Origin of the sequence: Psychrobacter sp. Ps2 (assembly GCF_022129405.1) — a bacterium.
Classification (GTDB): Bacteria; Pseudomonadota; Gammaproteobacteria; order Pseudomonadales; family Moraxellaceae; genus Psychrobacter.
The window spans coordinates 1-11,891 of the sequence record NZ_JADQAM010000052.1 but is presented as its reverse complement, the minus strand read 5'-3'; the positions used below and the strand labels follow the sequence as shown (position 1 = coordinate 11,891).

Genomic DNA, 11,891 nt, shown 5'->3' with positions numbered 1-11,891 from the left:
TCTCAGCTACTGATCCGCCGCATCTCGTCTAAACGTCCAAGTCTTATCATCAGACGCGTCTTCACAATAGTAATATCCTGCCAAATCAAACTGCTTTAGCTGCTCAGCATTGGTCAGCTTATTATCAGCAGCATATTTCACCATCAGTCCACGGGCTTTTTTGGCATAAAAGCTAATCACTTTGTATTGACCATTTTTTTCGTCTTCAAATCGTGGCGTAATGATGTCTGCCTTCAGTGCTTTTTTCTTTACCGCCTTAAAGTATTCATTAGAAGCCAAATTAACCAATGTTTTGTCATCGCTGTCAGCCATACGTGCATTGATAAGGTTAGTGACTTCCTCACCCCAAAACTCATAAAGATTGTCACCACGCTCATTTTTTAGCTTGGTGCCCATCTCTAAACGATATGGCTGGATAAGATCGAGTGGCTTTAGTACTCCATACAGTCCAGACAAAATGCCTAAGTGCTCATTGACATAAGTAGCGGTATCTTTGTCCATATGATACATGTCAAGCCCAGTATAGACATCACCATCGAACAAATAGCCTGCAGGCTTGGCGGCATTATCAGAGGCATCGTTAGTAAATGGCTGCTCTTCGCTCCAATGCCATTGTTGATTGCGCGTGGCATTAAGCTGAGCCAAATCGTCAGATATGCTCATCAGCTCTTGTAGGTCAACAGGCTCTTTTGACTTCAGTACTTTCATCAATTCTTGTGAGCGCTTGATTAGCTCGGGCTGGCTATAGTAGTTGCCTAAATTCAATGGTATAGCGTCTGTTTCGTTCAGGGATTTGGCAGGGGAAAGCAAAAAATACATAGTTATTCCTTATTATAATGAATCGATGACGGGTTTTTTCGAGTGTCAAGTATTCTTATTATACGGTATGCATGGGTGGAACTTGACTTCACCTTGCTTATTTTATGTTTATTGACGTTATATTTTTAATAAAAAAACAGATTTAGGGTTAGAGAATAAATGGAGGTAGGCCTGTATCTATAAGGGCTAAGCGTTTTTCGGAAAAATAAAAGGCTTTAATATACCAACAAAAAGTATGCCAATGGTGTAAATACCTAAATTTTTATTTTACTTGTGGGTCATCATTAGACAATGAAACTTGACGAACGATATCTCTATAATAAAAAGGCATGATGGTAAAGTAGCTATCATTTATTAAATTGATAACCTTTGGTCGCTGTAATGGATTAATCATGTTCAAAGGGTTTTGTCCCCTGTGCTTTTTAGATGTGCGTTGAGGGTATTAAAGGTAGTCGTGAGACGTAAATATAGTCATTGGACGTAAGTAAGGAGACGGTATGAAAATCGGTGTAATCAGTGCAGATATCACGAGCGAGAGCCGTGTAGCCATAACCCCAGACGCAGTCAAAAAATTGCGTAAACTTGGGTTTGAAGTCGTCATTCAGTCAGGTGCAGGCCAAGCAGCATACTATGCTGATGAGTTGTATCAGGCTGCGGGTGCCGACATTGCCAGTAGTCGTACCGAGGTGATTACCCAGTCTAAGATTATTACCACCGTCAATGACCTACCAGCGGAAGCCACTGAAAGCTTATCATCTGGTCAGATCGTCATTGGCATGCTTGACCCGTATCGCAACACTCAGCTTGACACTTATGCAGCCAAAGGCGCGACAGTCTTTGCGATGGAATTATTGCCTCGTACACTGTCACGCGCACAGAATATGGACGTATTGTCGTCACAAGCCAACCTTGCTGGTTATAAAGCCGTATTGCTCGCGGCCAATGAGTATTCACGTCCTTTCCCAATGTTTATGACTTCAGCAGGTACGGTTAAGCCAGCTAAGGTCGTTATCCTAGGTGTTGGTGTTGCAGGTCTACAAGCGATTGCGACAGCCAAGCGTTTGGGTGCAGTGGTAGAAGCCAGTGACTTACGTCCGACCGCTCGCGAGCAAGTGGAATCACTCGGTGGTAAATGGCTTGATGTGCCGATGAGTGCAGAGGAGGCTGAAACAGCTAAGTCTACCGGTGGTTATGCATGGACGCCATCAGAGCAATATGTCAAAGATCAAGCAGCTGTCGTAGATAAAGCGCTCAGTAATGCTGACATCGTTATTACCACGGCGCAGATTCCTGGTCGTAACGCACCGCGTTTGGTACATGGCGCAACGCTTGCCAAAATGAAGGCAGGTTCTGTACTGATCGATATGGCGGCTGGTACCGGTGGTAATGTCGAAGGCAGCGTGCCTAACGAAACCATCACCACAGACAACGGCGTACGTATCGTTGGTGCCGCCAATATCCCATCTATGCTCGCCGCACAGTCGTCAGATTTGTATGCCAATAACCTTGTTAACTTTATTACGACATTGATTGCACCTATTGGCGATGATGCATCGGCTAGCTTGGCACTTAACTTAGACATGGAAGACGAGATTCAGGGCGCACTGGCAGTGACACATGACAGTCAGGTACGACTGGCCAAACGCTAGTTTGAACAGTCTATTACCACATATTTCGTCACTACACATTTGCCAGTAATGAATAAATTTTTAGGAGGATTAGATGATTGCCACTATTTTAGCTGCAGCGCCAGCCGGTGCGGCCATGAGTAGCACACCATTTGTAGCGATTTTCACTGTATTTGTGCTCGCTATTTTTGTCGGATACTACGTGGTTTGGGGCGTAACGCCTGCATTACATACGCCATTGATGGCGGTAACCAACGCTCTATCAAGTATCGTCATCGTGGGTGCGATGCTACAGACTGTCACGATTGATGGTTCAATGTTTACACCGACCAGCTTGCTTGGTGCCTTTGCGGTATTTTTAGCCAGTATCAATATCTTTGGTGGCTTTGCGGTGACTGAGCGTATGCTTGCGATGTTTAAACCGAAAGTAAAAAAAGCACCAGTAGCAACCACTGATGCCGGAGGTGACGCATGAACGATTTCTCAGCAATGATTGCGGCAAATGCAGATTGGTTCTATTTAGTCGGTGCTATCCTCTTTGTTTTAACGTTACGTGGTTTATCTAGCCCAAAGACAGCGATTCGCGGTAACCGTTTTGGTATGGCAGCGATGGCAATTGCCGTTGTGACAACCTTCTTTTTAGCAGAAGGCCCTGTGCTTTGGTTGATCATCGGTGCGATGGTGTTGGGTGCTCTCGTTGGTATGTGGAAAGCGAAAACAGTCGCAATGACCCAGATGCCAGAAACGGTTGCTTTAATGCATTCATTCGTCGGTTTGGCAGCGGTTGCGATTGCACTTGCGACGGTATTACACACTGAACAGCAGCATGGCGCCGTTGCTCGCATCGAGCTATTTATCGGTTGCTTCATCGGTGCAATTACGTTCTCAGCCTCGGTCTTTGCCTTTGGTAAATTAGCAGCGAAAAGCTGGGCGAAAACATTGGTTGGCGGCTGGGTAAAACCGGTTCAAGCGCTATTATTCATTGCGATGATTGGGTTCGGTGGGGTGTATTTCGTCACTGACTCACTACCAGCATTTTATGCGATGGCAGTGATTGCCGTTATCTTTGGCTGGATGTGGATTGCGCCAATCGGTGGCGGTGACATGCCAGTAGTCGTATCACTACTGAACTCATTCTCAGGTTGGGCAGCAGCAGGTATTGGTTTTACGCTTGGCAACTCGATGCTGATTATCGCAGGTTCTCTAGTCGGTTCATCAGGTGCGATCTTGTCTTACATCATGTGTAAAGCCATGAACCGCTCACTACTTAATGTCTTGTTTGGTGGCATGGGCACATCAGCGGTGGCAGCAGGCGGCGATGATGGAGCACCGAAGAACTACAAAGCGGGCTCAGCAGAAGACGCAGGGTTCCTCATGTCTAATGCTAGCAGTGTGGTCATTGTACCAGGTTATGGTATGGCACAAGGCCGTGCGCAGAATGCAGTAAAAGAGCTATATGAGTTGTTAAAAGAAGAAGGTGTTAACGTTCGCTTTGCTATCCATCCCGTTGCTGGTCGTATGCCAGGTCATATGAACGTCCTATTGGCTGAAGCTGATGTACCTTATGATGATATTTTAGAAATGGACGAGATTAACTCAGACTTCGCAAGTACAGATGTGGTGTTGGTTATCGGCGCAAATGACGTTGTAAACCCATCTGCGAAAGACGATCCTACTTCTCCAATCTTTGGTATGCCGATTTTAGAAGTCAGCAAAGCGCAGACGGTTATGGTCATCAAGCGTTCAATGAGTACTGGTTATGCAGGTTTGGATAACAGCTTGTTCTACATGGACAAAACCATGATGATCTTTGGTGATGCCAAGAAAATGGTAGAAGAGATGGTACGTACTATCAATGGCGGCGGTCATTAATCTCTAAGCTATGTTTTTAACCATTATTATTTGCAGATAAGTTTTTAGATAAAGAAAGTCACTGAGGTGGCTTTTTTTGCGTTAAAGTGGGCGGCATTTATAAGCCGACTATACACTGAGGTTTTTCCAGTTACGGTCAGTTGTTTAATAATCACAAAATTAACTGTGCTTTGTGTACTCACTATACGATTTGCGCTTGATTAACCTTTCAGCCCATCTGAATTGCTTTAACGATAGACAATCACCAATTATAAATACGATGAAATAAGAGAAAGATTTATGAACATGTTACTGCGCTTTTTTATTATGGTTAGCTTACTTAAACAACAGCTCAAGCATCAATCGACGAGCGAAATTATCAGTCTAGAGACATTGACTGCACCGACCGTCCGTCATTATCGAATTTTGCCCCACGATATGGGATTTCGCGATCATTTACCCAATTATCGTTATTTATCATTTATTGAGCTAAACGTGACACGCTGGGTAAAGGCGTGCTGTCACGAAAAAGGCATTAAGTCGCTGAATTGGGTGATTGCCATGCAAGAGATGATTTATCTCAAGCAAATTAAATTTTTGGATAAAATGACGCTGAGCAGTGCAGTCGCAGGATGGGATCATAAATATGTGTATTTTGAGCATCGGTTCTTTGTCAAAAATCAGCTAATGGGCGTTGGTATGACCAAGTTTGTTTTTACAGATAGTAAAGGTATGCGCACACCAGAAGTATTAGACATGATGGGTGAGCATTTGACGGATACCATTAATACATGGAATGAGCATCAAGTCGCGGTAAAATCGACTAAATCAGCCTAAGCCACATCGCAAAACAGTATTGAAACCCAGTATTGAAAAACAACATCGTAAAATAACTTGGCTATAATCATTTGCTGAATTTTGGTAGGATAGAGCCCATCAAGTCGTCAGTATTAGGACGATGGCATTACTTTTAAGACGATGATTCTCAAAACGACTAAAAATAAGGTACCGTTATGACCCCACAAAAATTAAAATGGACAGACAGCTTAGATATCGCGATTGAGCTTTATGAAAAATTTCCAGAAACAGATCCGCAGTACATTCGCTTTACTGATTTGCATCGCTGGGTAACTGAGCTTGAAGGCTTTGATGATGATCCACAAAAATCAAATGAAGGCATCTTAGAAGCCATTCAAATGAATTGGATTGATGAAGCAGATTAATCGATTCGGTCTGCCAGCATTGCTATAAACAGAAAACTAAATAAACAGATAGAAAAGGCCGCATCATGACATCACAAATTAAAGAGCTACCAGAAGCGATAGCTTGTCGTGGTATCAGTGTTCGTACCACTAATAACGCTGAGATAAGCCATGACACTGCCAAGCTTGGTAGATTATGGCAGAAGTTTTATCAAAATCACGCGGGTGAACTCCCTGAAGGTGAAGACATTTATGGTGTCTATCACAACTATGAAAGCGATGATCTGGCAGGGGCGTTTGACGTTGTGGCCAGTTGGAAAGTAGCCAGTGAGCAAGATGCTCAGTCAGAAAGCGACAATGTGGCCAATGCTAGTAATGTAGTGACGGTTGATATTCCTGCAGGAAAGTACTTGGTATTTTCTGAAGAAGGTTACATGCCTAATACTGTGATGAATGCATGGGAAAGTGCTTGGGAATATTTCAATGCGCCCGATTGCGAGCATACCCGAACGTTTAATGTAGACTTTGAGCATTATATCGGTGGTAACTTAGAATACGGTCAAGTTGATGTTTATATTGGGATTGAGTAGAATTTTTATACCAGTGAAATATTGAAACCTTAGTAATATTAAATCTTAGCTATTAATTTGGAGTAATAATGAGCCAATTAGATCCAAACTCTAAGGATAGATTAGTTAGTGTTGCTAAAGCAGTAGCAGGTACAATTCCGTATGTAGGAACTCTAATTTCAGAAATTCTTGATAACGTCGTGCCAAACCTGAGGTTTGAACGTATAGTAGTGTTTCTTCAAGAACTTGACTCTAAAGTATCTCAAGTTGATGAAAAGCTTGAGTGTTTTAAAGTAAACTTAGCTAGTGAAGAAGGGGTAGACTTACTAGAAGAAGGCATGCTACAAGCATCTCGTTCAATAAGTCGTGAACGTAAAGAAAGACTTGCGTCTATACTTGAAAAATCTTTAAGTAGAGAAAATCTAAAGTACGAAGAATCAAGAAAAATACTTAATATTTTTAGAGAACTAACTGATCCTGAAATAATATGGTTGATATATTACTCTCTTGAACCAAGATTGGGTAAAGGTCCACACTCTGATTGGGTTGAAAAGCATCCAGATGTTCTGAAGCCAATATCTAAAACTATTACTGGATTGAACGAAGAGTTAGAGAATGAGCAACTAGAAAAAGCTGCTTTACAAGATAGTTATAAAGAGACATTATTACGCTTTGGACTAGTTGAAACTAGCAAACGCACTACTCATATGACAACTCTAGGTAAAATGGTTGTAGAGTATATTAAAGGTTAGAGCTATCTTTTATTATATTTATTAATAATAAAAAAGCGCCATTCATATAGAGTGGCGCTTTTTTAATGTGTAGAGATTGAGCTTATTTCAGTAGTAAGTTTTTCAAAATTCCTTCATAAATCTGTGCCAGTTTGCCTAAGTCGTCGACTTCTACTTTTTCATCCACTTGGTGAATCGTTGCATTACGCACACCCAGTTCGACCACTTGGGCACCAGTTGGGGCGATAAAGCGTCCATCGGAGGTACCACCAGAAGTCGATAGGGTGGTATCGACATCGGTCACTTTTTTGATGGCATTTTGACAGGCCGAAACCAGTTTTCCTTCAGGGGTCAAAAACGGCTGACCAGATAACTTCCAATGAATATCGTAGCTCGCTTTACTGTTGGCAAAGTGCTTATCAAAGATAGCATGCGTTTTTGCCTTTAGTTCATCTTCAGTCGTTTCAGTTGAGAAACGGAAGTTAAAGACCATGTTTAGCGTTTCAGGAATGACATTGGTTGCGCCAGTGCCGCCGTTGATATTTGATATTTGTAATGATGTGGCTGGGAAGTAGTCATTGCCATTGTCCCATGCGGTAGACGTCAGTTCAGCAAGGGCAGACATCGCCGCATGAATCGGATTAGATGCCAGATGTGGATAGGCGACATGGCCTTGTTTACCTGTAACGGTAAGCTCTGCACCTAGCGAGCCACGACGACCGTTTTTGATGATATCGCCTAACGTATCGGTACTTGATGGCTCACCAACGAGACAGTAAGTGATTTTTTCTTGACGTGCATCTAAAGTCTCGATCACTTTGACCGTACCATTAATTGACGGGCCTTCTTCATCTGAAGTGATTAAAAAAGCAATTGAGCCATTGTGCTCAGGGTGATTGGCGACGAAACGTTCGGCTGCAACAGTAAAAGCTGCAATACCAGTTTTCATATCGGCGGCACCGCGTGCCCATAAATACCCATCAGCGATAGTTGGAGTAAACGGAGGGTAGGTCCAGTTTTTTTCGTCACCTGTTGGTACGACATCAGTATGACCAGCAAAGCAAATCACTGGATCGCTAGTACCGCGGCGTGCCCACAAGTTTTTAACTTCAGCATGTTCGCCGCTTTGTTTTCTATCACCAAAATACATAAACTCGCAATCAAAGCCTGCTTGTTCTAACCGTGCTGACAACATATCTTGGCAACCATCATCATCGGGCGTCACTGAAGGGCGCTCTAACAGTGCAATACTTAAATCTAAGGTTTCTTGCTGATGGGTTTTACTATTGTTTTCTGAACTCATAACAGTCCTAGGTAAGTTGAGTTAATGTTTTTTGCTATAAAAGATAGCTTGTTTCTTATCAGGTCTATTTGGTACTAATTATTTATACGTTGCAAATATATAAAGGTTAATCGATTTCTATAGTTAAAAAAATATTAGTCTCTGTCTAAGTAAATTTTTTCATAATCACCATAAAATTTTGCTAAATACTCTGTAATACATTTTTCGGCTAGAGTATTGCTATAAGTTTTAGCTTTGTCTCTGTCATAATTACTGATATTGCCACCAGCAAAAACAACTTCGCCCATTTGATAACTTATTCCTAATAATTCTAAAGTTTTATTACTAATATCGAAAGTAGCATGTCCTTCTGGAAATACTGGCGTCATCCATCTTGTTCCATCAAATGCAAGCAGACACTCGTTCTCATACTTGAACTCAGTAGTGATCGCAGTTGGTGTAACTATCACAGGTTTTTCAGAGGTGGATTTTGGTAGGTGATAGGTAAAAAAAGGCTCACTGATTTGTTGAGTGAAGGCTTGATGATTAATAGTCGTGCAGCTTGCAAGCAAAGGTAACATAATAACTAAAATAGAATGTCTGAATAGATTCTTACGCATTATTATTGTCCTTAATTAACAAAGCTTACTTAGAGCCGCAGCAAATGATAGATATACTCAGGGCGCAGCAAACAAAACCACAGCATCATCACGTCTTAGCCAAGTAGCGATAGAGTAGCGTTGGCGATGTGCAGTTTGTACTTGATGACGTAAATCACTATCGAAAATAATCAGTCTATTAGCAACTGGCATAACCTTATGGTGCGTGCCATGTTTATCAACGACCTCTAGTGCACCGCCATCGGTTGACTCCCAATCATCATTGAGATAAAAAACCGCCGAGATAACACGTTCATCACGTCCAGCAGGGTTATCACTGTGCCATTGATAGCCAAAACCAGTCGGATAGCACGCATAATGCGCTTCACTATGGCGAATACCAGCGAATAAACTACGATTGAATAGCGAGGCCAAAGCATTGATGCTTTGTAGATAGTAATAGCCTGCAAAAAAGTCTTCAGTAATCCAGCGTATTCTATCACCGCGAATATCACTGATACGAACACCAGCGGTCAGCTCTGCATCACGATAGTCAATAAAACCGCTTTCTGCTTGTAGTGCTAACAAGGCAGTACTATTAAACACATCATCAATAATTAGCCAACCGTCAGTGACAAAGGTATCAAGCTGTTTATCCGTCAGCTTATCTTCCCAGTCCACCGCAAAGTCAGACATTTGCAATACGTGCTGAGTAGGAATTTCTTGGCTATCATTATGAGTATCTGGCAGCAGTAATGGTGGATTATCCTGACCTATCGGATGATCAACGACCAACGCTGTCTTGTTAAGGTTGCTAATAATCTGCGTCATTTCATCTCATTATTATCAATCAGCTGTCAATATACCGTCATTCAATACGTTTTTATTGAAAGCACTTACTAAAACCACATTATCTTTTACTCTGCCTATGCTACCATAGATGCAATTTTTCTTATTTAAACTTTTGAGATTATGAACTATAAACACGCCTACCACGCTGGTAACTTTGCTGATGTGGTTAAACACATTTTATTGGTACAACTGCTTAATCAACTGGGGCAGAAAAACAAACCGTTTTATGTGCTTGACGCTTACGGCGGTCGTGGACTGTATTCACTAAGCAGTGAAGAAGCGCGCAAAACAGGTGAGGCCAAAGGCGGTATTCAAGCTTTTCTAAAAGCAGATACCGAAAAGGCCCCAGCTGCTGTCAAAGATTATATGGAAGGCATTAAGCAAGCCAAATTTACTTACGACAATAAAGTCTATCCTGGTTCGCCATGGTGGGTGGCCCATCACGTCGAAAAAACCGCAGCTAAAAAGCCTGATGCTGGCGTGCGTGCTGAGGCTTTTGAAGCCAAAGCGACTGAATACGATGCGTTAAACTATCAGCTACATAAGTTGCCAATTGGTATCCAGCATCGTGATGCTTTTGAAGGTATCACCGCTGTTATTCCACCAAAAGAAAAGCGCGGTTTGATTTTCCTTGATCCCCCTTATGAGCAAGAGCACAAAGATTTTACGCGCCTGATCGATTTATTAGTCGCAGCTTATAACAAATGGCCACAAGGAACTTATGCGCTTTGGTTCCCAATCAAAAACATCGAAGCCGTAGAGCTCTTCTACAAAAAGCTCAAACGTACTGAAATGAGACGTCAGTTGGTTTGTGAGCTAAACATTTATCCTAATGATGTTGCAGTTGGCCTGAACGGTACAGGTCTACTGGTTATCAATCCGCCATGGCAGTTTGATAACCATGCACGTGAGATATTACGTTTCTTACAGCCAGTACTAAAAGTAGAAGACGCGCCAAACTTGACGCCTGATAGTGCGACCAATGTGCGCTGGCTCGTCGGCGAATAGCAATAACGGCCAATAAGGATATTAAGATGACGACTCAGCCACCTATCGGCCAGCCGAATAATGCACCTGTGAACAATTCGTCCTTAAATGACGGCTCGTTGCAAGATAATGCAGCGACTCAGCCACCGTTTATTGATGAGCACGAATTTAATATTCGCCTAGCGGATAACGACAGCTATGATGGTTTGACATTTGAGGTGATTGAAGCTGAAGTAGCCGAAGGTAAGCGAGTAGTTAGTCGCGGTGTTTATTTGGCACCCAATCTGATCACAACCTTGTCGCTACTGTCAGGCTTTTACTCTATTTTGGCGAGTACCCAAGGCGAGTTCTATAAAGCGGCTTTGGCTATCTTTTTATCCGCTATTCTTGATGGTGCAGATGGACGTGTCGCACGTATGCTCAATGCGCAAAGTCCATTTGGTGAGCAATACGACTCTTTAGCAGATATGCTAGCGTTTGGTGTTGCCCCTGCTATTTTGATTTATAGCTTCGCTTTAGAGCCATTGGGTCGTATCGGCATTGGCTGTGCGTTTGTCTTTACCGCTTGTGCTGCTTTTCGCCTTGCACGCTTTAATGTTCAAGTCGGCATCGTCGATAAAAAGTACTTTGTTGGCTTGGCCAGTCCGCTGGCTGCTATATTGGTAACGTCCGCTGTGATGGTCGCAGTCGATCATAACGAGTGGATTGGTCAATACGATACAGCTGTCATGCTATTGTTTGCAGCTTGGGTAGTGATTTGTGGTCTACTGATGGTCAGCAATGTCAAATACTATAGCTTTAAAGAGTTTGATAAAAAGAAAGTACCTTTTGTAGTGCTTATCATTGGGGTGCTAGTCATGAGCATCGTGCTCTATGATATTCCTGTTGGTATCTTAGCGATCGGCATTATCTACGCGTTATCAGGTATCGTGACTACGATTAAAACGAAAGTGAAAAGTTAAACGCTGTATTTGGATTCTACAAAAAGGAACTTACCGTCAGGTGAGTTCCTTTTTTTGTATGCTCTATATATTGCTGAAGTACGTCAGCCACTGTGAACAAGATCAATTTACAGATATAAGAAACAGTATTTAAAGTTTGATAGCGATAACAATAGGTTAGGTAAATAGAGTATCGCTGATATAAAATAACCGAGATTATTTCTAGAGTTTCCTTGTTTTCTATCTAAAACTCCGTATAATGCCACCCAGTCGAAAGGGAAGTGGATTACAGATTTGAGCAATGTAGATTGTTTGAATTAAATAGAAAATACTTCTTGACTAAATAAATATAGCGTCTATAATACGCACCTCATCAAGACGAGCTGGAAGTAGCTAGTGTGTAGATTACACATTAATAACCCAGTTAACT

13 protein-coding genes are annotated in these 11,891 nt (G+C 42.1%); 9 read left to right on the top strand and 4 right to left on the bottom strand.

Annotated features, from left to right (window positions below; genetic code table 11):
* Positions 1–6 precede the first annotated feature (6 nt).
* Positions 7–819, bottom strand: a complete 813-nt coding sequence (yaaA, locus tag I3254_RS07045; RefSeq protein WP_238052256.1) for a peroxide stress protein YaaA — start codon at positions 817–819, stop codon at positions 7–9.
* A 497-nt stretch (positions 820–1,316) separates the two neighbouring features.
* Here yaaA and I3254_RS07040 point away from each other — a divergent pair, with 497 nt between their 5' ends.
* The 7 genes from I3254_RS07040 to I3254_RS07010 all read left to right on the top strand — a co-directional run bounded on the left by I3254_RS07040 (position 1,317) and on the right by I3254_RS07010 (position 6,821).
* Positions 1,317–2,468, top strand: a complete 1,152-nt coding sequence (locus I3254_RS07040; protein WP_238052251.1) for a Re/Si-specific NAD(P)(+) transhydrogenase subunit alpha — start codon at positions 1,317–1,319, stop codon at positions 2,466–2,468.
* A gap of 115 nt (positions 2,469–2,583) precedes the next feature.
* Positions 2,584–2,922: a proton-translocating transhydrogenase family protein gene (locus I3254_RS07035; RefSeq protein ID WP_197707696.1), complete on the top strand. Its 339-nt coding sequence runs from the start codon at positions 2,584–2,586 to the stop codon at positions 2,920–2,922.
* Positions 2,923–2,936: 14 nt separating this feature from the next.
* The gene (locus I3254_RS07030) at positions 2,937–4,319 is read left to right on the top strand and encodes an NAD(P)(+) transhydrogenase (Re/Si-specific) subunit beta (RefSeq protein WP_179799564.1); all 1,383 of its coding nucleotides are present in this window, start codon (positions 2,937–2,939) and stop codon (positions 4,317–4,319) included.
* Between the two features lie 279 nt (positions 4,320–4,598).
* The gene (locus tag I3254_RS07025) at positions 4,599–5,135 is read left to right on the top strand and encodes an acyl-CoA thioesterase (protein WP_238052250.1); all 537 of its coding nucleotides are present in this window, start codon (positions 4,599–4,601) and stop codon (positions 5,133–5,135) included.
* Between the two features lie 176 nt (positions 5,136–5,311).
* The gene (gene iscX / locus I3254_RS07020) at positions 5,312–5,521 is read left to right on the top strand and encodes a Fe-S cluster assembly protein IscX (protein ID WP_021812734.1); all 210 of its coding nucleotides are present in this window, start codon (positions 5,312–5,314) and stop codon (positions 5,519–5,521) included.
* 65 nt (positions 5,522–5,586) lie between these two features.
* The gene (locus tag I3254_RS07015; RefSeq protein ID WP_238052249.1) at positions 5,587–6,090 is read left to right on the top strand and encodes a GyrI-like domain-containing protein; all 504 of its coding nucleotides are present in this window, start codon (positions 5,587–5,589) and stop codon (positions 6,088–6,090) included.
* 68 nt (positions 6,091–6,158) lie between these two features.
* Positions 6,159–6,821 (top strand): hypothetical protein, encoded by a 663-nt coding sequence (locus tag I3254_RS07010; RefSeq protein WP_101204832.1) that lies wholly within the window; start codon positions 6,159–6,161, stop codon positions 6,819–6,821.
* Between the two features lie 82 nt (positions 6,822–6,903).
* On the opposite strand, the gene dapE is transcribed toward I3254_RS07010, so the two are convergent.
* The 3 genes from dapE to I3254_RS06995 all read right to left on the bottom strand — a co-directional run bounded on the left by dapE (position 6,904) and on the right by I3254_RS06995 (position 9,512).
* Positions 6,904–8,103, bottom strand: a complete 1,200-nt coding sequence (gene dapE, locus I3254_RS07005) for a succinyl-diaminopimelate desuccinylase (protein WP_238052247.1) — start codon at positions 8,101–8,103, stop codon at positions 6,904–6,906.
* A 134-nt stretch (positions 8,104–8,237) separates the two neighbouring features.
* Positions 8,238–8,702 carry a hypothetical protein gene (locus I3254_RS07000; RefSeq protein ID WP_238052246.1) on the bottom strand — a complete coding sequence of 155 codons (465 nt, stop codon included), beginning with the start codon at positions 8,700–8,702 and terminating at the stop codon, positions 8,238–8,240.
* A gap of 57 nt (positions 8,703–8,759) precedes the next feature.
* On the bottom strand, positions 8,760–9,512 hold the full coding sequence (locus tag I3254_RS06995; protein WP_238052245.1) for a 2OG-Fe(II) oxygenase: 753 nt from the start codon (positions 9,510–9,512) through the stop codon (positions 8,760–8,762).
* 141 nt (positions 9,513–9,653) lie between these two features.
* Between I3254_RS06995 and rlmJ the strand changes: the two genes are divergently transcribed.
* Entirely contained in the window at positions 9,654–10,541 is an 888-nt protein-coding gene (gene rlmJ, locus I3254_RS06990) for a 23S rRNA (adenine(2030)-N(6))-methyltransferase RlmJ (RefSeq protein ID WP_057758888.1), read from the top strand.
* A 26-nt stretch (positions 10,542–10,567) separates the two neighbouring features.
* Entirely contained in the window at positions 10,568–11,482 is a 915-nt protein-coding gene (gene pssA / locus I3254_RS06985; RefSeq protein ID WP_238052244.1) for a CDP-diacylglycerol--serine O-phosphatidyltransferase, read from the top strand.
* The last annotated feature ends 409 nt before the right edge of the window (positions 11,483–11,891 follow it).